Genomic DNA, 25,085 nt, shown 5'->3' on the forward strand with positions numbered 1-25,085 from the left:
TCTAGCGAGCCCTATCAATGATGAAAAGACATAAGAAGCTTTTTTTACCGATTCTCCTGGCTGGTGCCTTGTGCCTGGGCTGGCCCGCGGCGGTACATGCTCAGGAGTCGCCTATGGAAGAAGACTTTTTCAAGATCATGCGGGTGCCCTCGCCCGAAGGCACGTTGCTGGAAGTGGGTGGTTTGGTGATCCTGCCCAATGGTGACTTGGGGATTTCCACCCGCCGGGGAGACATCTTCATTGTGGAGAATCCCACCAGCCCTAAACCGCACTTCCGCAAGTTCGCCTCCGGGCTGCACGAGGTGCTGGGGCTGGCCTACAAAGACGGCTCCCTGTACTGCGCCCAGCGCGGCGAACTCACCAAACTCACGGACACCAACCAAGACGGCAAAGCCGATCTGTTCGAGACCGTGTACGCCTGGCCCTTGTCCGGAAATTACCATGAATACAGTTTCGGGCCCAAAGTCGCCAAAGACGGGTCATTCTTCGTGACCACCAACCTGGGCTTCCCAGATCCTTGGTGGCACGCGACCAGCCTGGTGCCGTGGCGGGGCTGGATGCTGCACATCTCCCCGGAAGGCAAAATGGAGCCCTGGGCCACCGGTATGCGCTCCCCCGCGGGCATTGGCTTGGTTAACGACGAAATGTTCTACACCGAAAACCAGGGCGATTGGGTGGGCTCCGGCGGGGTGTGGCACGTGAAAAAAGGAGCCTTTACGGTGCACCCGGGCGGTCTGCGCTGGGCGAACCAACCTGCTTCACCGGTGAAAATGAGCCAGGAACAAGTATATGCCAAAATAAACCCGCGTTTTGAGAAAGACGCCAGCGGCGGACACGTGAAACCGGAGAACAAGGTGAACGAGCCCTACCAGACCATGTTCGACATGAAAAAGCAGTTCCCAGCCATGCAGTTACCGGCCGTCTGGCTGCCCCACGGCATTTTGGGCATCTCTAACTCAGAGCCGCTTCAGATTCCCCAAGGGCATTTCGGGCCGTTTGAGGGGCAATTGCTGGTGGGTGACCAGGGGCAGAGCAAAATCATGCGGGTGGTGCTGGAGAAAGTGAAAGGCGAGTACCAGGGCGTGGCCTTTGATTTCCGGAGCGGTTTCCAGTCGGGGGTGTTGCGCATGGCCTGGGCGAAAGACAAGTCCTTGTTTGTGGGCGAAACCGCCCGCGGGTGGGGAGCCGCCGGCGAGGCCATGGAAGGCCTGCAACGCCTCATCTGGAACAACAAAGTGCCCTTTGAAATGCGCACCGTGAGCGCCAAGCCCGACGGCTTTGAGGTGGAGTTTACCGCGCCAGTAGATAGAAAATCAGCCGAAGATCTGGCTTCCTACTCCGTGGAGAGCTACATCTACAAATACCATCCCGTGTACGGCAGCCCGCCCGTGAATACAAAGCAGCTGGCCATTAAGGGCGTAAAGCTGTCAGACGATGGCCTGAAAGCCCGTTTACTCGTGGATAATCTGCGCGAAGGTTACATTCACCTGCTCAAACTGGACGGCGTGCGCGCGAAGGAGAATTACTATACCCTGGTGCATCCGGCCGCTTACTATACCTTGAACGCCATTCCGGAAGGGGAGAAGCTGGCTTTGAAAGAAGTGAGCACCAAGAACTCGGCCGTGGCCGCCAAAAAAACGGTGACCAAACCGGCAGCTAAAACCAACGCTGGCGCTGAAAAAACTGGCGCTGCTAATTCAGCTAAAAAAGCCACTGCCACGGCGACTAAGCCTGCCTCGAAAGCCAATGCCGCCCCCGTGGTGCTGACGTTCAATGAGGTGAAACCGCTGCTGGCCAAGAACACCTGTCTGGCCTGCCATACCACCGAGAAGAAACAGGTGGGCCCGGGGTTCCGGGAAATCGCGAAGCGGAAGTACACGAACCAGCGCATTGTAGAGCTCATCCATAACCCCAAGCCGGAAAACTGGCCCACTTACGCCACGCCCATGCCGCCCATGCCGCAGGTGCCCAAAGGCGAAGCGCTCAAGATTGCCGCTTGGATTAATACCTTAAGATAGTCACCCACCTGACGGGGCGTTTTGGCCTTCGTTTTCAGAAAAAGCCTTTAAAATGAAATCAATCGTTATGTCCGCTTCTTTTACTTCTAAGTTTTCTTTCGCCTTTCTTTCCATCGGGATATTGGTTGGCTTTCAGGCAAATGCCCAGGAAACGCCCAAACCGCCCAAGATGGTGCCCGAGATGACCGAGTTCTGGGAGCCCGAGCCGCGCAAAGTAACCCCGGGCGTGAACAATGCCGCTCCATCAGATGCCATCGTTCTGTTCAACGGGAAAGACCTTTCTGAGTGGAAAGCCAAAGGCGGCAGCGGAGACGCGAAATGGGAAGTGAAGAACGGGGCCTTCACGGTGGGCAAAGGCGACATCACCACCAAAAAGGAATTCGGGGATTTTCAGCTGCACGTGGAGTGGAGCGCACCGGACGAGGTAAAAGGCACGAGCCAGGGACGCGGCAACAGCGGCATCTTTTTGCAAGACCGCTACGAGGTGCAGGTGCTGGATTCCTACAACAACCGCACGTACTCCAACGGCCAGGCCGGCAGTATCTACAAGCAGTACCGGCCACTGGTAAACGCCATGAACAAGCCCACCGAGTGGAATGTGTATGACATCATCTACACCGCCCCCCGGTTCAAAGAAGACGGCTCGCTCTTTTCGCCGGCCCGCGTGACGGTGCTGCACAACGGGGTGCTGGTGCAGAACAACGTGGATCTGAAAGGCCCCACCGAGTACATCGGCTTGCCCGAATACAAGGCCCACGGCAAGGCACCCATCAGTCTGCAGGACCACGGCAACCCGGTCAGCTACCGCAATATCTGGATCAGGGAGCTGTAAGTAGGCCGGTGCCCTGCGCTTCTGTTTTAAGCCGAGTTTTAGAAAATAGGGCCTAAAACAGACGCTGAATAGGAGTTGGCACCAGGCCCACACCCTCGGATTTCAGATTTTCTATTTTTCTTTCGCTACACTCATTCGCTTCCAAAATGGCACACATCAAGTCAGCTTCGACTTCGGGAAAATCAAGTTTAACCCCCGTTCTTTTCACCCAGATTGCGGTTTTTCTGTCACGGCTGCGTTTCGGGGCGGTTTTGGGGAAATCAGGCCCAAAAGGGATTCGCGTTTCCGGGCTGTTTGCGTTCGTGGCTTTGGTGCTGCTTTCTTCCTGCGGCAAGCGGGACGGCGATCCCAGAATTCTGGTGTTCAGCAAAACCAGCGGCTATCACCATTCGGCCATTGACGAGGGCAACAAAGCCATTGTGGAGCTGGGACAGAAGAACGGTTTCGCGGTAGACACCACCACCAACGCCGCCTACATTCAGGAAGATTCACTCAAGAAATACGCCGCCGTGGTGTTCCTGAACACCACCGGCGATGTGCTGAACCATTACCAGGAAGCGGACTTTGAACGCTACATCCAGGCCGGGGGCGGGTTCGCGGGCGTGCATTCCTCCACAGACACCGAGTATGGCTGGGGCTGGTACGGCCGTCTGGTGGGAGCCTACTTCAACGGCCACCCTGAGCAGCAGGAAGCCATTGTGCGGGTAACCGACGAGCAAAACAAAGCCACCGAGCACTTGCCCAAGGAGTGGAAAAGAAAAGACGAGTGGTACAACTTCAAGAACCTGAGCAAAGACGTGAAGGTGCTGCTGACGCTTGACGAGAAGAGTTACAAAGGCGGTACCAATGGCGACAATCACCCGGTGGCCTGGTACCATGACTTTGAGGGCGGCCGCGCCTTCTACACTGCTTTGGGCCACACCGAGGAATCTTACCAGGACCAGCTGTTCCTGCAGCACCTGCTGGCCGGTTTGCAATACGCCATGGGCGACAACAAAGAACTGAATTACGAGAAAGCAACCGCCCTGCGCGTGCCCGAAGAGGACCGTTTCGTGAAACATGTGCTGACACAGGGCAAGTTTACGGAGCCTACCGAGATGGCCGTTCTGCCTAACCTGGATATTCTGATAGCCCAGCGCCGGGGCGAGCTCATGTTTTACAACCAGAGCAATGGCTCTTTGACACAGGCGGGCTTTCTGGATGTGTACCATACGTCCAGCTCAGACGCTAACGCGGAGGAGGGCTTGATGGGGCTGGCCAAAGATCCGGACTTTGCCAAAAACAACTTTATCTACCTGTACTACAGCCCGGCAGATACATCGGTGAACCGGCTTTCCCGCTTCGTTTTCAGGAATGGCAAACTGGATATGGCCTCTGAGAAGATCGTACTGGAACTGTATTCGCAGCGCCAGATCTGTTGCCACACGGGCGGCTCCATTGCCTTTGGGCCAGACAAATTATTGTACCTGTCTACCGGAGACAACAGCACGCCCTTTGATGAAAAAGGCCAGACCTATACCAATAAGGGCTACGCGCCTTTAGATGATCGGGAGGGCCATTTGCAGTATGATGCCCGGAGAACCTCCGGTAACACCAATGATTTACGCGGCAAGGTGATCAGGATCAAGGTGAATGAGGACGGAACTTACAGTATCCCGAAGGGCAACCTGTTTCCTGGAAAACAGGCGAAAACCAGACCCGAAATCTATACCATGGGCCACCGCAACCCGTACCGCATCTCGGTGGATCAGAAAACCGGGTTCCTGTACTGGGGCGAGGTAGGACCAGATGCCAAAACCGATAGCCTGGCCACCAGAGGCCCCAAAGGGTACGATGAAGTAAACCAGGCCCGTAAAGCAGGAAACTACGGCTGGCCGCTTTTCGTGGCGGATAATTATGCTTACCGCAGATACAACTACGGCACCGGGGCTTCTGCGGAGGCTTTCAACCCGGCGAAACCGGTGAATGACTCCCGCAATAACACCGGGATCGTGAATTTGCCACCGGCCCAGCCGGCGTTTATCTGGTACCCGTACGATGCTTCCCCGGAATTCCCGCAGGTAGGCACGGGTGGGCGTAACGCCATGGCCGGTCCGGTTTATTACACCGATCTGTTCCCGGAAAACAGCCGGTATGCCCAATATTACCACGGCAAGCTCTTTATCTATGACTGGATCAGAGACTGGATCAAAGTAATTACCATGAAGGAAAATGGCGACTTTGATAAAATGGAGCCCTTCATGGAAAACGAGAAGTTCGCGGCCATCATGGACATGGAAGTGGGGCCTGACGGAAAGCTGTACATTCTGGAATATGGCAAAGGATGGTTCACCGGCAACCCAGACGCGGCCCTCTCCAGAGTGGATTACCTTTCCGGGAACCGGCCTCCCAAAATCACGAACCTAACGGTAGACCGGCAAAGCGGTTTGCTTCCTTTCACGGTTACCGCTACCGTAGAAGTGGCCGATCCGGAGAAAGATAACCTGAAATACCTCTGGACCATTAACGGGCTAAGGAAACTGACCGATACCCCGCAACTTGAACACACCTTCACCCGGGCCGGCGACTATGACATCATGGTAGAAGTCACCGACCCGGAGAAAGCGACCTCCGGCAGAAAAGCCGTCACGGTGTACGCCGGTAATGAGCAGCCCGATGTCTTGGTGGCTTTGCCGGGCAACCGCAGCTTCTATTTTGAGGGAACGCCTATCCGGTACCAGGTGCACGTCAACACGCCGGGAGGGCAGGTGAAGCCTCAAAACCTTTACGTGTCGGCTGAATACGTGGAAGGCAAAGACTTAGCCGGCGCCTCCATGGGGCACCAGGTGGCCTCCGCTACCCTGGTAGGCAGAACGCTCATGGAAAACTCAGACTGCAAAGGCTGCCACAAAATAGACGAGAAATCCATTGGGCCGGCTTACGTAGACGTCTCCAAACGTTATCTGAAAGATCCCAAGGCCACTTCGCACCTCACCAACAAGATCATCAAAGGCGGTGGTGGCGTGTGGGGCGAGAATGCCATGCCCGCGCACCCAGACATGTCAGAGTCCGATGCCCGGCAGATCGTCTCCTGGATTCTTTCGCTGGCTAGCCCGACCAGCACCAAACCTTCGCTTCCGGCCAAGGGAGAGGTTGTGCCTAGGGTAGAAGAGCAGAAGAAAGAAAACACCGTCCTGAAGCTCACCGCCACTTATACCCATGAGGGCGGCACCGGCTTGAAACCGTTGATGGGCTCCAACTTCGTGCAACTGAGAAGCAACCGGATGGATGTGTCTGAATTCAAGCAAGTGAAGGGCTTTACCAGTAAAGACTCCGCAGGAAGCAAATACCTGGTGTTCCCGGCCAGCGATGGCTGGATCAAAGAAAACCTGGATTTAACCGACATCGGCTCTATTGAGCTGTCTGCGGTGAACAGTGGGTACCTGGGCACCTATGTCGTGGAAGTCAGAATTGGGCAGGTAAACGGGCAGAAAATAGGCAGTGGCCGGATGGCCTTCGGGATAAAAGGGCAGATCGTGAGCACTAGTATTCCCATTCAGGTTCCCATGAATTTGCGCACGACAGACGTGTACATCCTCTGTAAGGAAGTGACTGCCGGTGGAAACAATAGGCCACTTTTGAAAACGGTCACCTTTACGCCGCAGGGTAGAAGTGCGGGCTCCTCTTTAACAGCTAACAAAGTGAAATAGAGCCATTCTTCTTACTTTCAATAAGGAAACCCTTCGGAATAAACCTTATCTTCATACAATGTCTCACCAAAGGTACTGCCCATGACACAAGTGACTGCCACTAAGCCTGTGACCACTGCTGGATATCAGGCGGAAAGTAAACCTGCTTTCACGGAGAAGAAGTACCTGGTCACGTTTGTGTTTGTGACGTCGTTGTTCATGCTCTGGGGCATCGCCATCACCATGGGCGACGTGCTGAACACCCACTTTCAGGAGGTGCTCAAGGTCTCCAAGGCGCAGTCTGGTTTGGTGCAGTTTTCCATTTTTGGGGCGTATTTCCTGATGGGCATTCCGGCGGGGCTGTTCATGAAACGGTTCGGGTACAAGATGGGCGTGTTGCTGGGTTTGGGCCTGTACTCCCTTGGTGCATTTTTGTTTGTGCCCGCGGCGGCCGCCGAGTCCTTTAATTTCTTCCGGGCGGCGCTCTTCATTCTGGGGTGCGGATTGGCAACGTTAGAAGCGGTTGCGCACCCATTCATCGCTTCGCTGGGCGATCAGCGCACCAGTGACCAGCGCCTGAACTTCGCGCAGGCGTTCAATGGGCTGGGAGCGATCATAGGGCCCGTCATTGGCGGCTATTTTCTGTTGCGCACCGGTACGCCGGGCGAGTTGGATTCCGTGGAACTGCTGTACACCATCATCGGGTCGGTCATTTTGCTGTTGGCCATCGCGTTTGCGTTCGTGAAAGTACCGGCGCTGGTAGATCCGCATGAAAGCCCCGCCGAAGCCGGGTATGCTGAAAATGGCCTGTTTTCAGAAAACAAGCCCAAAAGCCTGTTTCAGCACCGGCATTTCGTGTGGGCCTGCATTGCGCAGTTCTTCAACGTGGCGGCACAGGGCGGCACCTGGGCGTTCTTCATCACCTACGGGAAAGAAAAAATGGGACTTCCGGCCGAGATGGCTTCTTACTATTTCTCTTTGAGCATGGTCATGATGATGGTGGGGCGTTTCTCCGGGGCTTTCCTGATGCGGTACATTGCTCCCCACAAACTGCTGGCAACCTACGCCCTGGCGAACATCTTAATGTGTGTGTTGGTGGCGCAGAGTTGGGGAACCGTTTCGTTTGTGGCCTTGCTGCTGATTAATTTCTTCTTCAGCATCATGTTTCCTACCATCTTCAGTCTGGGGCTGAAAGAAATGGAGTCTAAAACCCAGCAGGCTTCTTCCTTCATCATCATGGGCGTAGTGGGAGGAGCCGTATTTCCGCCCATCATGGGCTTGGTGGCCGACCATGACGTGGCCACCGCCTATTATCTGCCCATTCCCTGCTACGCGGTCATCTTCCTGTTCGGCTATAAATTCTACAAGACCAGGACATCTTCCCCGGGGTAAACCGAGGGGCGTTTCAGGCCTGTTTCTGAGAAAGTAGGGCTAAAACAGGAAGGAAGTTTATATTAGAAGCGATTCATACACAACCTAACACATAAAACGAATGACAGACCAGAGACTCAGACTGGGAATGATAGGTGGCGGACAAGGCGCGTTTATCGGCGCGGTCCACCGCATTGCAGCCCGAATAGACGGGGAATACGAGTTGGTTTGCGGCGCGTTCAGCAGCAATCCAGAGAAATCGAAAGCCAGCGGCCAGCTGCTGGGCATCTCCCCGGACAGAGTATATGGATCCTACCAGGAGCTTTACGAAAAAGAGCAGCAACTCCCCGAAGACCAGCGCGTGCAGGTCATCAGCATTGTCACGCCCAACCACGTGCACTTTGAGCCTACCAAACTGGCGCTGGAGAGTGGTTTCCACGTGATCCTGGACAAGCCCATGACCTTCTCTTTGGAGGAGGCGCTGCAACTGCGGGAAGTGGTGGAAAGAACCGGCAACTTGTTCTGCCTCACGCACACCTACACCGGCTACCCCATGGTGAAAGAAGCCCGCCAACTGGTGGCCTCTGGGAAACTGGGCAAAATTAGAAAAGTGTACGTGGAGTATCCGCAGGGCTGGCTGAGCACCTTTGAGGAAGGCGGCGACAACAAACAGGCCGCCTGGCGCACCGACCCCAAACAAAGCGGCATCGCCGGGGCCATGGGCGACATCGGGACGCACGCGTTCAACTTAGCCGAGTACGTGTCTGGCCTGGAGGTAACCCAGATCTGCGCTGATATCAACGTGGTGGTGGAAGGTCGTCAATTGGACGATGACGGTGCGGCGCTGCTCAAATTCAACAACGGCGCCAGCGGCGTGCTGTTCGCCACTCAGATTGCGGCCGGCGAGGAGAACAACGTGAGAATACGCGTATACGGCGAGAAAGGCGGCCTGGACTGGCAGCAGGACATCGCCAACACCTTGCTGGTGAAATGGCTGGACCGCCCCGCCGAGATTTACCGCACCGGTGGCGGAAACGTGAGCTCTTACGCCCAGCACAACACCCGCACGCCCGGCGGTCACCCCGAGGGTTACCTGGAAGCCTTCGCCAACCTGTACCGCAACTTCGCGCTGTGCGTGAAAGCCCGCCTCACCGGCGAAGAGGCGCCCGCCGAGGCGCAGGATTACCCCGGCATTGAGGAAGGCGTGCGCGGCATGGCCTTTATTGAGCAAGTGATTGCCTCGGGGCAGTCAGAAAATAAATGGATTGAATTCACCATCTAGCAGAGATATGACCACTATACAAGGACCCGCAATTTTCCTGGCGCAGTTTCTGGGAGAGAATCCCCCGTTCAATGATTTAGAATCCATCTGTAAATGGGCCAAAAGCCTAGGCTTTGAAGGCGTGCAGATTCCTACCTGGGCCACCAGTTACTTCGATTTACAGAAAGCCGCCGAAAGCAAAACCTACGCCGATGAAATCAAGGGCCTGGTGGAAAGCCACGGCCTTAAAATCACCGAGCTGTCCACGCACTTGCAAGGACAGTTGGTCGCCGTGAACCCAGCCTATGACCAGCTGTTTGACGGCTTCGCGCCGGAAGCGTATCGCAACAACCCCAAAGCCCGTACCGAGTGGGCCGTGCAGCAGTTAACCTATGCCGCGCAGGCTTCCCGCAACCTGGGTCTGAATGCGAGTGCCTCCTTTAGTGGCGCGCTGTTGTGGCACACCGTGTACCCGTGGCCGCAGCGCCCGGCGGGTCTGGTGGAAGCCGGTTTCACCGAGCTAGCCAAGCGCTGGACGCCCATTCTGAATACCTATGACGAGCACGGGGTGGACCTGTGCTACGAAATCCATCCGGGCGAAGACCTGCACGACGGCATTTCCTATGAGATGTTCCTGGAGAAGGTGAACAATCACCCGCGGGCGTGCTTGCTGTATGACCCCTCGCACTTCGTGTTGCAGTGCCTGGATTATCTGGCCTACATTGACCACTACCACGAGCGCATCAAGATGTTCCATGTGAAAGACGCTGAGTTCAATCCTACTGGAAAGCAGGGCGTGTACGGCGGCTACCAAAGCTGGATAGACCGCGCCGGCCGCTTCCGTTCACTGGGCGATGGTCAGGTTGATTTCAAGGGCATTTTCAGCAAACTAGCCGCCTACGACTTCAAAGGTTGGGCGGTGATGGAATGGGAGTGCGCCATCAAACACCCCGAGGACGGAGCCCGCGAAGGAGCTATCTTCATCAAAGACCACATCATCCGGGTCACCGAGAAAGCCTTTGATGACTTTGCGGCCTCGGGCGTGGATGAAGCCTTGAACAAGCAGATTCTGGGCTTGTCCTAGATTTGAGTTGATTTCCGGAAAGTAGTCTTAAAATAGGACTGCTTTCCGTAGGCGGCTCCCATTCAAGTAGCATCAAGAAAGATAAACGGCACTCGTGTGAAATGTAGGATGGTTAAAGAGCGGCCTTTTGGTAGAGACGCAACACCTTGCGTCTGGCGTTCACGTGCGTTCCTTGGAGCCGAGACGCAAGGTGTTGCGTCTCTACATTTGCTGTATAATCTTCACACCACTGTTATATATGCTTCCTGTATTGTACACTTTTTAACGAACAAGCAAACCTTCTAACAAACTCTGTTTTATGCAAAACATTCAACGATCAAAGCTCTTTTGGGCCAGCTGTCTGGCTTTATTGGTGACATCGCTGTCCTTCGGGATCAGGGCCGGAATTCTGAACCAGTTGGGGGTAGACTTTCAACTGAACGCCTCTGAACTGGGTACCATCACCGCCACGGCGTTTTGGGGTTTCCCTTTGGCCATTATTATTGGAGGCTTTGTGGTGGATGTGATTGGCATGAAACGCTTGTTGGTGGCCGCCTTTGTCCTGCACCTGGTCGGGATTCTGCTCACCATCTTCGCCCAGGGTTATTGGACTTTGTTCCTGTCTACCCTGTGCGTGGGCTTGGCCAACGGAACGGTAGAAGCGGCTTGTAACCCACTGGTGGCTACGCTGTACCCGGAAAACAAAACCACCCGCCTAAACTATTTCCACTTGTGGTTTCCCGGTGGGGCGGTGATTGGCACCTTGCTGGTGTTCTTCCTGACCAATTTAGAGGTAAGCTGGCAACTGCAGGTAGCGGTGATGTTGATTCCGACCCTCATTTACGGGTTCCTGTTCTCCAAACTTGATTTCCCGGTGACCGAGCGTGTGGCCTCGGGTTATACCACCGCCGATATGTATAAAGCGGTGTTGTCGCCGCTGTTCCTCTTCATGTTCATCTGCATGTTCGGAACGGCCATCACCGAGTTGTTTACCGGCCAATGGATTGACGTTCTCCTGAAAAACGTAACCGACAACGCCCTTTTGATCTTAACGCTCACGGCCGGTGTGCAGGTATTGGGGAGAGCCTTTGCCGAACCCGTAGTCCATAAACTGAGCCCTTCCGGGGTATTATGTGTCTCCGCCATCCTTTCAGCGTTGGGCCTTTATTTGTTGAGCACCTTAACCGGTAATTCCATCTTCTTTGCCGCTATTATCTTCGGTTTGGGCGTGACGTATTTCTGGCCGACCATGATTGGCTTTGTGGCCGAAAACATCCCCAAATCGGGTGCGTTGGGCTTGAACCTGATGGGCGGGGCCGGTATGTTCGCAGTTTCCATCTACACTATCTTCATGGGTAATTTCTACGACGGAATCCTGGCCGATCGTTTGCCCGCCGGTGCTAATCTGGAGGAATACGCGAAAGCGGCTCCGGGCACCGAGATGGCGGACGCCCTGAACAACGCCCGGAACCTGGCGGGCCCCGAGGTGCTTCAGGCTACCTTGATTATTCCCATTATTCTGGCGGTCGCTTTTGCGGGGCTGTTCCTGTACATGCGGTCCAGAAGAAACAAGAACGTGCAAGATTCAAAATACGCGGCGGCTTAGTTATGAAATTCAGGAGCTTCTCGCTTGCAGCTTGACAACTTCTTTCTTCGGTTTTCTATGATGGAATAGGCTGAAGTAATTTGAAGAAAATGCACGGAAGCGTTTTGCGCCTGTTTTCTGAAAAAGAGCTTAAAACTAAATCAAAGACAGATAGAGAGCAGCTTGATCAGGTTCATCCTGGTGAAGCTGCTGCTTTCTTTTACTCACCTTCTGGATGTATTCCAGAGCATCGCTTTTTATGAAATTCAAAGTAGTTATTCCCCTGTTCGTTTTCGTTCTTTTAAGTATTTCCTTCGGGTACGGTCAAACCTCCGGTTCCTTGCGCGGAACGGTGCAGGACCGCAACGCAACCGGCCTCACCGGAGCCAGTATTCGGGTATTGAATACCCACCTGAGTGCCGTTTCTGATCAGCAGGGTCAGTTTCTTTTTACCAGCCTACCGGCGGGCAACTATACGGTGCAAGTAAGCGCGCTTGGGTATGCCGCTGCCACCCAAACCGTTCAGGTGCAGGCAAGCCAAACCGATATGGTGGTTCAGTTAGCCCCGGCTACCGAGCGCTTAGATGAAGTAGTGGTAAGCGCTCAGAAAGTAGAGGAAGATGTACAGCGGGTACCCGCCAGCATCACGGCGCTTTCCGGCCGCCAAGTGCAGGAGTACCGCCTCTGGAATACCCGCGACATCACCGCCATCATTCCCAACCTGTATAGCTCAGACCCCGGCGACAACCGGAACGTGACCTCCATCCGGGGTATTTCCACTACCTCGTATGATCCGGCCGTGGCCACCTACATTGACGGGGTCAACCAATTCACCCTGGATACTTACCTGCCCGAGTTGCTGGACGTGGAGCGCATAGAGGTGCTGCGCGGTCCGCAGGGCACTCTGTACGGCCGAAACGCCATGGGCGGGGTCATCAACATCATCACGCGGCAACCCAGCAATACCACCAGCGGTTTTGCCTCGCTTGATTTCGGGAATTACGGGCAGCAGCGCTACAGTTTGGGGGTGAGAACGCCGTTGATCCAAGACAAGCTGTTTTTGGGGGCCTCGGGCCTGTTCAGAAAGCAGGACGGGTTCTACACCAACACCTTCAATGACACCAAATTTGACGAGCAGCACGTGTTTGTAGGCAACTATTACCTCAAGTTCCTGCTTAACTCCCGGTGGAATTTTACTCTGAACGCCAAACACAGCGCCAATCGGAACCGCGGCGCTTTCACCCTGGCCTCCAGCATTGACGAAGCCCTGGCGCATCCGTTTGAGGTGAACCAGAACTCCACCGGAAAAATGATTGACAATACGTTCAACGGGTCTTTAATCGTGAACCACATCGGCAGCGCTTTCAACTTTACTTCCCAGACGGCTTACCAATCCAATTCCCGCGTCTATGACCAACCGCTGGACGGCGACTTCTCGCCCATTGACGGCGTGGGAGTGGTAAATAACTATGGCGGCGGCTGGAACAAAGTACAAGTGCTCACCCAGGAAATTCGGTTTTCTTCCCCGGCTTCTTCTACTTCTGCTTTGCAGTGGGTAGCCGGGGCCTACGGCTTCTTCCATGACAACCCCGTGAAACAGGGCACGCACTTTGGGGAAGATGGCGAACTGGTGGGCGCGCCTTTCCCTAATTTCACCAGCATCAACATCAACGAAGGCCAAAGCTACGGAACCGCATTCTTCGGGCAGGGAACTTACCAACTGACGCCTAAACTGGAACTCACCGCCGGTCTGCGCTACGACTATGAGCACCGCAAACAAGCCATTAGGGGCGAGATGCAAATGGATGGCGAGGAATCCATGGTCATACTTCCCGATACTTCTTCCAAAGCCAGTTTCAAGGCTTTCTCGCCCAAGGCCAGTCTGGCGTACCACCTCTCAGACGATTACCACGTGTACGGCTCCTACAGCCGCGGTTTCCGGACGGGCGGCATCTCGCAGCTCTCCTCAGATCCGTCGCAGCCGCCGTTGTTCGCCTATGACCCAGAATACAGCAACAACTTCGAAATCGGGTTGAAAACGGCTTTCCTCCAGAACCGGGTGACGGCGAACATCTCAGCGTTCTACACCCAGGTAACCGATGCCCAGGTGCCCACTTTGGTGTTGCCCGACGCTATTGTCATTACCCGCAACGTAGGCGAGTTGGAAAGCAAAGGTGTTGAGTTGGAACTGAACGCCACCCCGGCCAAAGGCCTGGAAGCCAGCTACAGCTTCGGGTACACAGATGCCCAGTACACCCGCCTTATGGCCACCTCAGACGGCGAAGAAGTGAACCTGGAAGGAAACAAACAGATTTTCACGCCAGATGTCACGTCCATGCTGGCCCTGCAGTACGGCTACGGCCTGGGTAGAAATCAGAACTTGCGCCTAGTGGTACGGGGCGAGTGGCGGTACTTAGGGCAGCAATACTTTGACGTGGCCAACCAACTCACGCAGGAGGGATTCAGCACGTTCAACGCCCGGGTTGGCGTGCAAGCCAAACGGTACGAGGTCTTTTTCTGGGGCCGAAACCTTACGGACGAGAAGTACATTGACTACGCCTACAACTTCGGGGCGGCCCGGTTGGGCAATCCGGCTACCTACGGCGTTTCCCTGCGGGCAAACTTCTAACAAGGCCTGAACCTCATTTTCCGTTTCGAGGCTGTTTTTCTTAAATCAGCCCCGAAACGGAAATCTGATAAGGACCTGTCAACCGATACCCCCACTTGCTTTAATTAACTGGTAAAGTAGCGGTTGTCACGGGGGCGGGGAGGTTGATTTCCAAATTCATGTGTAATTCTTAACCTAAGTGCGTTCAACTGTTTTGGGGGCGTTTTTAGAAAAACACCATGAAAACAGAACCTACTTCCTGTCACGGTGAAAGGAACTTGCGGGCAAACTGGAATGACCATTTTCCCCTCCTTCTGCCGTTAACTCCCAATTACTATTCAGCTTGTAAAAAGGTAATTCTAAAAAGTAGCTGAGTGAAAACTACCCAGATGCTCCATTCCATTTCAGGGGCTTTTTCTGAAAACAGGCCCTAAAACGGAGGCAGAAGATGAGGCACAGAAAAAGGCCCAGGCTCAGCGACATGGCTGGACCTGGGCCTTTTCTGTATACTGCTTGCCTGCTTAATTCCGGACCCGGTTTTGCTCACTTTCAGAACCTCCGGTATCGCGGCTGGGCTGATTCTGGGCCGTTTTCCCGAAACGGTACGAAAAAGAGAGCGTGACTACCCTTGAGTCGCCGGCGTTGCGCCACCAGGCTTCGGTGTTGACGAGATTGTTGATGACCCCGTTAGTGATTCTGGTGTAGAAGAGATCGGCGACGTTTAGGCGCAGCGTGGCTTTCTCTTGCAGGAAGCGTTTCTGCACCCCGGCGTTCGCCTGCCAATATCCCCCGATTTTGAACTGGGTGTAGATAAGGTCGGTGCGGTACAGCCCGCTTACCTCGGCGCTCCAGCCGTTTTTAAAAGTAATCTGGTTGTTAAGCGAGGCATAGAAGAAGTTTCCGCTGGTCTTGAGATAGGTGTCATACAACTTGCTGTCGAAGCGGTTATGGCTAAGCTCCGTGTATAGCGTGGACCGAAGCCATTTCGCCGGATTATGGGTGGCATTGAGGGAAACCGTAAATGACTCGCCCAAGCCAATGTTGCCGGGACGGCTGTAGTAGCGGTTCACCAGCTGCCCATCGTTTTCCCGTTCTTTCACAATCTCAATGGTCTCGTTGATTAGGTCAGTGGAGCGGCTGTAACTGGCCGAAGCCGTCACCAGGTTATGCGTGTATGCCACCTCCAGATTATGCGAAATGGTGGGCAGCAGGAAAGGGTTGCCCGCGTAATAGGTGAGCTTGTCCAGCGGCGACAGGAATGGGTTCAGGTCCTGGAACACGGGTCGCTCAATGCGTCTGCCGTAGGAGAAGGTCAGGCTTTTCGCGCCGGTGGTATCCAGTTTGTACTGCACGTACAGCGTGGGGAACAGGTGCGTGTAGTCTCGGGTGAAAGACGAGTCTTTTTTCTCCGCGTTGCCCAGCTGGTTGCCCTTGGAAACGGTGTTCTCCAGCCGTAGCCCGGCCTGCAGCGCCCACTGCTTGAAGTCTTTGTTCAGGTTGAGGTACCCGGCATTGATGTTCTCCCGGTACTTGAAGTGGTTGCTTAGGTTGTAATCAGGAGCGGTAATGCCGTTCTGAGTGGTGAGATAATCGGCGATGTTGTCTGTCCGGATATAGCTGGCCTTGGCTCCCAGCTCCAGTTTTACCCCGTTCTGGAACGGATGGCTGTAATCGGTTTTGGCGGTGTAGATATCAATCTGGGCGGGTAGGGAACCATTTAACTGGTCCTGGCTGGAGAGCTCGCCGCCGGGTTGGTAGAGGAAGTTTTGGTAGAACTGAGACGCATCGGTTCGATACGCCAGAAAGTCCACGTCGGCACCCAGGGAACGACCGGTTTTCCCGAACTCGTGCCGCAGGTTCAGATTGACGCTGCCGTTCTGGAATTCATTCCGGCTCACGTTGTCGGCCACCAGGGTGGAGGTGAGCTGCCCCTTCGCATCCAGGAGGCGGCTGGTATTGTCAGTGCTGTTGTCTGAGGGGTTGAGTAGGCCGTTCACCACAATGCCCAGCGTAGTAGCAGGAGTCGCGTAGAAATCAAGGCCCAGTTTGCCGGCGTAAGATTCAAAGCCCCGCACCAGATAGGAGTACTGACTGAACATGGATTCCAACTGGCCGCCCTCGGTTTTGTACCGGCGCTCAATGTTCAGGTCAGTGAAGTTGTTTTGGGCCGTTTGCGAGAAAGTAGCAAATACATTCAGCTTCTGGTTGCGGTAGTTCAAGTTGAGGCTGTTGCTGGTTCTGCCCATCTTGCCCCTGCCGTAGCTCAGGTTCAGGTTTCCGTTGAACGCCTTCACTGTCAGCTTCTTGGTTCTGATGTTGATGACCCCGGCATTGCCGGCTGCGTCATATTTGGCCGGTGGGTTGGTCATAATCTCAATCTGCTCCAGCGTCTCCGAAGGCAGCGAGCGGAGGTAGTTTTCCAGGTCGGAGCCCGCCAGGTACGTGGGTTTGTCGTCAATGAACACCACCACGCCGGCTTTGCCTTTCAGGCTGATGGCTCCGTTCTCGCCCACCAACACGCCCGGCGATTTCTCCAGTACTTCCAGGGCGCTGGTGCCGGCATTGGAGAGCAGGGCACCCACGTTCACCACCGTGCGGTCAATCTTCTGCTCCACAAACAACTTCTGACTGGTCACCGTCACTTCCTGAAGCACCTTGCCACCATCAGCCTGTAACTGAATAGTGGGCAGCGCCAGCGAGGGGGTAGAAGCCTCCAGCGTGACTACTGAACTCTGGTAGATTTTGTGCCCCATTGCGTTCACCGCCACCAGATAGTTGCCCGGTTTCAGGTTTTCTAGTTCAAATTTCCCATCCGCTTCTGAAATGCTGATTTTGACCAAACTGCTGTCCTGTGCCTTCAGCAAGGAGACCGTGGCGGCTTCTAGCGGTTTGCGGTCCGGGCTTTGCACGGTGCCGGTGATTCTGCCAGTTTGCTGCGCCCAAGCAAGCTGCTGCAGCAGGAGGAAGAGGAGGAATGCAATCGTTTTTTTCATGGTTTTAGGTTCAAGGAAGAGAAATGAATGGCAAAAAGGGCAGGGGAATTCTGGAATGGAAAAGACACACCAAGGGCAGGCACCCCTTTTTCAAGGGGGCGAAAGGGGGGCTTCAGCAAGTCAGAAGAGTGAGGGTGCCGCTTTAAATGGCAGGGAGCAGATAGTGGCTGTCAGGCTTTGGTTGGAGCGATTCTTTGTTCCGGTAAGTCTTGCTTCTGGGGAGGTACGTGTACTGGTGATCCTGAAAATCAGACGTTGAAAAAGGCACCAACCCGGTGGCGGGCCGTTCAGGAGCACGGGCCAGCTGCTCAACGGCTTTAGCGGATAACTCGGCGTACACCCTATCTGCTTCGGCTTCCTGTATCAGATCCTGAATGAGGGCCAAGTAGTTCTGCAGTTTGTCCTCAGCTATCACTTCCTCGTTTATTTTGAACTGCACCGTCTTGTGGTTCTTTACCTTCACCACGTATTCACTACTGTCATGGGTGGTGATGATGGTGCCGTTTCTGATGAACCCCACCATGATAGGGTTGGCGGGTTCGGTTTCCACGTCCGGCACTTCCCCGTTGACCACAATCCTGAAGGCGCCTTGCTGGTACTGCTGCATCAGGCTTTTCATGGAGTTCTTGTACTGTTGCACCTGCGCCTGACTCGCCTGTTCCCCGTCAATTGTCAAGGTAAGCACGTCAAGGCTGTCTTTCTCAATCTCGTAAAGAATCCCGTTCCGCTCAAAGCTATATCGCTGGAGAATGCCGTCATATGATTTGTTGGCAATTCCTACTGTGCTGAATTCCTGAGGAGTGGTCTGCTTTGAATGGGCTTTCTGAGGGGCACGTCTGGTCAGTACTTTTTGATTTCGCGGTGCGGAAGTCTGTGCCGGAAGACCTGGCGTGGAGCTGTGCAAAGGCGATTTTCCAGGCCGCGGAACCTCCAGTGCCTGCGCTGGCAGTTCCGCTGAGAGTGCCGGGGTGTTTTGGGGCCCTAATTCCAAAAACAGCACCGAAACGAGCAGCAGGCAAATGCCGGTAAAGAGCTTTTCAGTGCGTTGCAGCGGCACGTTGTCCTGGGAGATGATTCGGTTGACCCGGTCTGTCAAGGACGTGCGTTTGTCTGCGAAACCGGTGACTAGGCGGACATGGCGTAAGTTGAATTCCTCAAACGTGACCAGCGCCTGCAGGAAGTTCGTTTTGCTTTGCAGCGCCTGAATGGCCATGTCATCACAGCAATGCTCGCGCTCCTGCCGCAGGTACCCCGACAGCCACAGTACCCCCGGGTTGAAGAAATAGAGCACCTCGGCAACCGTTTGCAGCAGATTCACCAGATAGTCGCGCCGGCGGATGTGGGCCAGCTCGTGCAGCAGAATGGCTTCTATCTGATCGGGTGGCAACTGCGCCAACATACCCGTGGGCACCAGCACCAGAGGCTTCAGAAACCCGATGGCCACAGGCACGTTCACCAAACCAGATTCCAGTAAAGAAACCGGCACCCGGACCTGCAGCCGTTCGCACAGTTCCGCTAGCCGGGTGAGCCAGAAAGAAGGAACCGGGCTCACCTGTTCTTTCCGGAGGCGGTTCACGTAATGCATCCCGCCCGCCAGCCGGAGGCTTTTGTAAGCGAAAACCAGAAACCACACCAGTACAATGCCGGATGCGTGGGTAGTGCAGAACTGGGCAAAGGCAGCCGGCCAGGAAAGAGAACTTCCGGAGGAAAGCAAAACCGGGGGAATGTCTGTCCAGGTTGGGACGCGGACTATCTCAGAAGAACCCGTTATGGCCGGCGTTGTAGCAGACGAAGTTCCTAGTGCCAGCCAGAAGGTGAGACCGCTGGAAACCAGAAATACCCCTAAAAGACTGGCCAGCAGATTGTACCTCAGGGCCGGCGACGCCTTGCGGGTGAGTTGCACCACCAGCCCGGCCGCCATGGCCAGTAGCAAGCCTTGCCAAAGGGAGTGCACCAAAGTCCAGCACAGGGCCTGGACAAGTGGGGAAGGAAGTTTAAGAGCGACCAGCAGTTGCATATCCGTTCTGGTGAAAGGTTAGTCTTTCGTCATGTTTTTAAGCATCTCCTTGATGGCTTCCAGCTCTTCTTTGGAAGTCTTTTGGTTGCCCAGCAGTTGCATGACCAATTTACCCGCCGAACCTTTGTACATGGTGTCAATGAAACGGTTCAGGAGGTGGTCCTTGGTTTTCTCTTCGGCCTCCGCTGCCCGGTAAATGTGCTTCATGCTGCTCTCGTCACGGGTGAGCAGGCCTTTCTCTACCATGATCTGCATGAGTTTGAGGGTAGAGGTGTAGTTCACCGGCCGCTGCAGATTCAGTTCGTCGTTCACGAAACGCACCGTGCTGGGGCCGTGCTGCCATAGTACCTGCAAAATTTCCAGCTCGGCCTTGGTGGGCTCCGGTAACTTGCCTTTAGATAGATTGGTCGTATTCATGAGCTAAAGGTAGGAAAGATTTCGTAGCATGCAAGTGGTAGGTGGTCTTTTCGTACGAAACTTTTCCTACCTATAGGTTCGTCTAGTTGCAACTCTTCCCATAAGGAGGTTTTTCTAGGCTGAAAACAGCCTTTCCATCTGGGGTAGCTTTGAAAACTGAAGCAGCTAGAAAGGTATTTCCGGAGTTGTGAAAAGCGGCGAGGGTGGATTTGGGCTTGTTTTGGGAAAATATGCGCTAAACGAGGCAACAGGAGAAAAACGGAACCTGCATAGCAGCGGGAACTCTAATCTCTCAGACTCCATGAATCTTTTCCGGGGCTTTGCCCGTCTTTTCCAGTCAGCGCAGGAGAGGAAGTCGCTTTCGGTTTAGCCACTGTTTTTAGCCTTGTATGTGGAAATCGGGCTAAAAACCATGTACCTTTGCGACTTGTTTGCTAATAAAAATAGCGTTTGCGGAGTTCGCATCACGAAGGAGAATGAAAGAAGTAGCCACCGGTACTGATCCTAAAGAGTTCTTTAAGCAGAAAAGAAGCACCGCCGAACTAAAGGAGGAGATCTTCCTCAAGTTTTTTCCCCTTTGGTGCGAAACCCTTTTCTACAGACAAGAGGCCGTGGAGAAAGTCCTGTACCTGGATACCAGCGCCGGTTTGGGTGCTGAGGAAGATGGGGAGATGCCGGTTTCCTTCAAGGTGCTGAAAAGCATTTTCGCCCGCACGGGCGGCCGCCAGGACCTGAACAAAGTGGTGCAGCCGTTTCTGTACGAAGGAAACAAGGCCCTAGCCGCTACGTTGCCCCAAGCCGCTGAGGCGTTGCCTTTTTATGCCGAGCTCCACCAGAAGCCGCTTTTCCTGAACCTTCCCGAGCATGTAGAAATGCTCCAGGCGCAGGAGCCGGAAGCCACCGCGGCTTTGCTGTTGGTAGATCCGTTCGGAAACAAATTCTCCCAGGAACTCTGGACCCGCTCCCTCGCGCATGAGAAAACCGATTCTTTCCTGCTGTTTGACTACAAGCGAATGACCGCGGCCCTCAGGGAGCAGAAAAGTCCCACCAGTTTGCAAACTTTATTAGGCGACAGACTTCCTGAACTGCGTAGCTATTTTGCGAAAACCACCAGTGCCGCCAAAAAGGAAACCTACGCCCTGAAAGCGTTTTCCGCGTGTTTACAGGAAAAGGGCCTACAAACGTCAAGGTTCAGGATCAATGTGCCCGGCAAAGAGCAGAGCAGCCACCATGTCTGGTTTGTCTCAAGAAATGAACTGGCCCATACCAAGTTCAAGGAACTGCTGCTGCCGTACTGCGAGGTGCAGGAAGACGGCGTGCCGGTGTTTGGCGCGAACTTAAAGACGGTGCGGTTGCTGGTGCCGGAGTATTCCAGGTACCTGGAGTTTTCGCTCGTGAACCTGATGGAGGACCTGGTGCAGCATGCGTCCGTCTACAACAGCATGATGTTGGAGAAGATTTACCAAAAGCACAGCGTGGGCAAGCCGTACAGCCGCGAGAACTACCAGACCGCCATCGAGAAACTGAAGGAACAAGGAAAAATCACCCTCCTCAACCCCAAAACCGGGCAGGTCGTCTACAAATTGACGTACGCCTGCCGCATCAAATTCAAGGGATAAGCGCGTTGCCACATATTCCACCAGTGAATGGAAGTACACCAACAGAGATCATTCTTGTTGTTGGCTTTCTATTGTACATGGTTCAAGTTTTAACTTGGACCTAAAATGATCGGGAGTTTAAAACTTCCGGGAGGCGACCGCCTCAAAACGCCTGCTAATGCATTCTGACATTTAAAACGTATTCTGCTGCACAAGTAACCATCTCCAACTCCCTTCAGAGCAAGTATAATTTCTTCTGTGCCCAAGCTGTTCTACTTTGCAGAAGATAGTGGGAGAGAACCTCTTTGCAGTTGCAAACTGTAGCCCAAGTAGGTCCAGGTTGCCAACTTGAACCATGTTGTTTTTTGGGAGGCAGAAGTTTTGCTTCCAAAGAGAAAGCAAGGCGCAGGAATTCCTGGCTTTTTGAAGTAGAAGGTGTTTTAGGCCCGTTTTTCAGAAAACAGCCCTAAAACGCAAATGCCGCAGCCACGTGAAAACCACCGTGATGCGGTACTTTTTAATTTTATTTAGAAATCCGCTTGTGGGCTTTCTATCTTTGCTTAATTAAGACTGAAATATGAGTTCTGCCCCAACCAATACTGCCTTTGCTGAACTGGAAGCCGCCCTTACCGGCGAGTTGTTTTACAAGGCAGAGTCCTCCCTGCACCAGGCGCAGCGGCGGGTGTATGCCACAGATGCCTCGGTGTACCAGGAGATGCCTACCGCCGTGGCAATTCCCAAGACCAAGGATGACCTGAAAGCGTTGATCCGCTTCGCGAATGAGCATCAGATTACCTTGATTCCCCGGGCCGCCGGTACGTCCCTGGCCGGGCAGGTGGTAGGCAACGGATTGGTGGTGGATATCTCCAAATACTTCACCCAGGTGCTGGAAGTGAAGCCCGAGGAGCAGTGGGTGCGCGTGCAGCCCGGCGTGATACGCGATGATCTGAATGCGGTGCTCCGTCCGCACGGTTTGTTGTTCGGGCCGGAGACTTCCACCGCCAGCCGGGCCATGGTGGGCGGCATGATCGGGAACAACTCCTGCGGCCTGCACTCCATCGTTTGGGGCGATACCAGAGCCCATTTGCTTTCCGCGAAGGTGTTGCTGAGCGATGGTTCCGAGGCCGAGTTCAAGCCGTTGACGCACCAGGAACTGCAGCAGAAACTCACGCTTCAGAACTTGGAAGGCGAGATTTACCGCAAAACCTACGGCCTCATCAGCAGCCCAGAGAACCGTGCGCTCATTCAGCAAAACTACCCCAAGAAAACCCTGACCCGCCGCAACACCGGCTACGCCCTGGACTTTCTGGTAGACGAAGGAGCCGATCCCGAAGGGCAGACCACCCTGGATCTTTGTAAACTCTTGGCCGGTTCAGAGGGAACGCTGGCCTTTGTCACCGAAGCCAAACTGAACCTGCTGCCCTTGCCACCCAAAGAGGAAGGTCTGGTGTGCGTGCATTTCAACTCCCTCATGGAAGCCCTGGAGGCGAACATCATCATCCTGAAGCACCACCCCATGTCCTCTGAACTGGTGGACAAGTACATCATGGACTTCACCAAAGGGCACCGCACCTATGACGCCAACCGCTTCTTCATTGAAGGCGATCCGGCGGCCCTGCTCATGGTTGAGTTCATGGCCGACAGCCAGGACATCATCACCGCCAAAGCCGAAGCCATGATCGCTGACCTGAAAGCCGCCGGCCTGGGCTACGCCTACCCGGTGGTGCGCGGTGCTCTGACCAAACCCGTATGGGACGTGCGCAAAGCGGGCCTCGGGCTGATCCGAAACCTACCCGGTGACACCCAGCCCGTAAACCTCATTGAAGACTGCGCCGTGTCTCCTGAGGATTTGCCCGCTTACGTCGCTGATTTGCAAAAAGTACTGGAAAAACACCAACTGCAAGCCTCTTACTACGCCCACGCCGGAGCCGGTGAACTGCACATTGAACCCATGATCAACCTCAAAACGAACGAGGGCAAACGGATTTTCCGGGAGGTGCTCGCCGAGACTACGGTTCTGGTGAAAAAATACAACGGCTCCCTCAGCGGCGAACATGGCGATGGTCGTTTGCGCGGCGAGTTCATCCCGCTGGCCCTGGGCGAGGAGGTGTATGAACTGCTGAAGGAAGTAAAACACATCTTCGACCCCAGGCACATTTTCAACGCGGGCAAGATTGTGGACACGCCACCCATGAACGAGTTCCTGCGCTACGAGGAGCGTCCGGCTCAGCAAATTATCCCGGTGGAGACGCTCTTTGACTTCACCCGCCAGGAAGGAATCCTTAGGCTCGCCGAAAAATGCTCCGGCTCCGGCGATTGCCGCAAGACGCACGTGAGCGGCGGCACCATGTGCCCCAGCTACATGGCTACACGTCAGGAAAAAGACACTACCCGCGCCCGCGCCAACATCCTGCGCCAGTTTCTCACCAACTCAGACAAAGTCAACAAGTTTGACCACAAGGAAATCAAGGAAGTGATGGACCTGTGCCTCAGCTGCAAAGCCTGCAAAAGCGAGTGCCCCAGCAGCGTGGACGTGGCCAAGATGAAAGCCGAGTTCCTGCAACATTACCATGACGCCAACGGCATTCCGCTGCGCACGCGCATGGTGGGCAACTTCACCAAGATGCAGCAACTGGCCAGCGTGGTGCCCGGCGTCTACAACTTCATGATCAGCAACCCGATGACCAGCAAGCTGATCAAGAAAACCGTAGGCTTCGCCGTGAACCGCTCGTTACCGGAAGTTGGGAAAGTCACGCTCAAAAGCTGGTTCAGGAAATGGCAGAAAGAGAACGCCAGCGCGGCCAAAACCGGTAAGCCTGTCTATCTCTTCTGCGACGAGTTCACCAATTACAATGACCTAGAAATTGGTCAGACCACGGTGAAATTGCTGTCAGCCTTGGGTTATTCCGTGCAGATACCGGAGCACCTGGAAAGTGGCCGTACCTACCTGTCCAAAGGCCTGGTGCGCGACGCGAAAGAAATCGCCATCAAAAACGTGCAGCTCCTGAGCAAAGCCATGGCCAACGGAACGCCCATCCTCGGCATTGAACCTTCGGCGATCTTAACGCTGCGCGATGAATACCTGGATTTAGTGACCGCCGATCTGGTGCCCGCTGCTCAACACGTAGCGGCTAACTCGTACCTTTTAGAGGAGTTTTTGCAAAAAGAGGCTGAAAACGGACATATCACCGCCGATGCGTTCACGCAGGAGAAGAAGCACATCAAACTGCACGGCCACTGTTACCAGAAAGCCTTGCAGGTGCTCACGCCTACCCAGAAAATCCTGTCGCTGCCCCAGAACTACGAGGTGGAGATGATTCCCTCGGGGTGCTGCGGCATGGCCGGCTCGTTCGGTTATGAGGCCGAGCATTACGATGTCTCCATGCAGATAGGCGAACTGGTGCTGTTCCCCGCCGTCCGGAACGCCGCCCCGGAAACCATCATCGCCGCCGCCGGTACCAGCTGCCGCCACCAGATCAAAGACGGCACTGCCAAAAAAGCCCTGCATCCCGCCGAGATCCTCTGGCAGGCGCTTAAGAAGTAAGCCCTCTTATCCAAAACAGCAAAGCCTCTCCAACTGGAGAGGCTTTGCTGTTTTAGGCCTGTTTTCAGGAAATAGGGCCTAAAACAGTTGGTCACTTCTATCGGTTGCTG

At 54.6% G+C, this 25,085-nt stretch carries 14 protein-coding genes; 11 read left to right on the forward strand and 3 right to left on the reverse strand.

The annotated features are described in order from the left end of the window. Window positions 1-17: 17 nt before the first annotated feature. The 9 genes from H7U12_RS17105 to H7U12_RS17145 all read left to right on the forward strand — a co-directional run bounded on the left by H7U12_RS17105 (window position 18) and on the right by H7U12_RS17145 (window position 14,427). Window positions 18-2,018 (forward strand): c-type cytochrome, encoded by a 2,001-nt coding sequence (locus tag H7U12_RS17105; RefSeq protein WP_377165084.1) that lies wholly within the window; start codon window positions 18-20, stop codon window positions 2,016-2,018. A gap of 52 nt (window positions 2,019-2,070) precedes the next feature. Beyond that, window positions 2,071-2,850, forward strand: coding sequence for a 3-keto-disaccharide hydrolase (locus H7U12_RS17110; RefSeq protein ID WP_241749485.1), 780 nt, complete (start codon window positions 2,071-2,073; stop codon window positions 2,848-2,850). A gap of 146 nt (window positions 2,851-2,996) precedes the next feature. Next, window positions 2,997-6,539 carry a ThuA domain-containing protein gene (locus H7U12_RS17115; protein ID WP_186640268.1) on the forward strand — a complete coding sequence of 1,181 codons (3,543 nt, stop codon included), beginning with the start codon at window positions 2,997-2,999 and terminating at the stop codon, window positions 6,537-6,539. 81 nt (window positions 6,540-6,620) lie between these two features. Then, on the forward strand, window positions 6,621-7,910 hold the full coding sequence (locus H7U12_RS17120; RefSeq protein ID WP_186640270.1) for a sugar MFS transporter: 1,290 nt from the start codon (window positions 6,621-6,623) through the stop codon (window positions 7,908-7,910). A gap of 100 nt (window positions 7,911-8,010) precedes the next feature. Further along, window positions 8,011-9,171, forward strand: a complete 1,161-nt coding sequence (locus H7U12_RS17125; protein WP_186640272.1) for a Gfo/Idh/MocA family protein — start codon at window positions 8,011-8,013, stop codon at window positions 9,169-9,171. Window positions 9,172-9,178: 7 nt separating this feature from the next. Further along, window positions 9,179-10,234, forward strand: coding sequence for a sugar phosphate isomerase/epimerase family protein (locus tag H7U12_RS17130; protein ID WP_186640274.1), 1,056 nt, complete (start codon window positions 9,179-9,181; stop codon window positions 10,232-10,234). 298 nt (window positions 10,235-10,532) lie between these two features. Further along, a complete protein-coding gene (locus tag H7U12_RS17135) occupies window positions 10,533-11,819 on the forward strand; it encodes an MFS transporter (protein WP_186640276.1) in 1,287 nt (428 codons plus the stop codon). A gap of 80 nt (window positions 11,820-11,899) precedes the next feature. After that, a complete protein-coding gene (locus H7U12_RS17140; protein WP_186640278.1) occupies window positions 11,900-12,061 on the forward strand; it encodes a hypothetical protein in 162 nt (53 codons plus the stop codon). Next, on the forward strand, window positions 12,058-14,427 hold the full coding sequence (locus tag H7U12_RS17145; RefSeq protein WP_186640280.1) for a TonB-dependent receptor: 2,370 nt from the start codon (window positions 12,058-12,060) through the stop codon (window positions 14,425-14,427). The genes H7U12_RS17140 and H7U12_RS17145 overlap by 4 nt, the downstream gene beginning before the upstream one ends. Before the next feature lie 500 nt (window positions 14,428-14,927). Here the strand turns inward: H7U12_RS17145 and H7U12_RS17150 are convergent, their stop codons facing one another. The 3 genes from H7U12_RS17150 to H7U12_RS17160 all read right to left on the reverse strand — a co-directional run bounded on the left by H7U12_RS17150 (window position 14,928) and on the right by H7U12_RS17160 (window position 19,833). After that, window positions 14,928-17,399 (reverse strand): TonB-dependent receptor, encoded by a 2,472-nt coding sequence (locus H7U12_RS17150; RefSeq protein WP_186640282.1) that lies wholly within the window; start codon window positions 17,397-17,399, stop codon window positions 14,928-14,930. Between the two features lie 142 nt (window positions 17,400-17,541). Then, entirely contained in the window at window positions 17,542-19,416 is a 1,875-nt protein-coding gene (locus H7U12_RS17155; protein WP_186640285.1) for a M56 family metallopeptidase, read from the reverse strand. Window positions 19,417-19,434: 18 nt separating this feature from the next. After that, the gene (locus H7U12_RS17160; protein WP_186640287.1) at window positions 19,435-19,833 is read right to left on the reverse strand and encodes a BlaI/MecI/CopY family transcriptional regulator; all 399 of its coding nucleotides are present in this window, start codon (window positions 19,831-19,833) and stop codon (window positions 19,435-19,437) included. 476 nt (window positions 19,834-20,309) lie between these two features. On the opposite strand from H7U12_RS17160, the gene H7U12_RS17165 reads away from it, so the two are divergent. Together H7U12_RS17165 and H7U12_RS17170 are read left to right on the forward strand one after the other, a co-directional pair. Further along, window positions 20,310-21,452: a hypothetical protein gene (locus H7U12_RS17165; protein WP_186640289.1), complete on the forward strand. Its 1,143-nt coding sequence runs from the start codon at window positions 20,310-20,312 to the stop codon at window positions 21,450-21,452. A gap of 556 nt (window positions 21,453-22,008) precedes the next feature. Further along, window positions 22,009-24,975 (forward strand): FAD-binding and (Fe-S)-binding domain-containing protein, encoded by a 2,967-nt coding sequence (locus H7U12_RS17170; RefSeq protein WP_186640291.1) that lies wholly within the window; start codon window positions 22,009-22,011, stop codon window positions 24,973-24,975. The last annotated feature ends 110 nt before the right edge of the window (window positions 24,976-25,085 follow it).

The sequence above is a fragment of the Rufibacter sediminis genome (assembly GCF_014269285.1).
GTDB lineage: Bacteria > Bacteroidota > Bacteroidia > Cytophagales > Hymenobacteraceae > Nibribacter > Nibribacter sediminis.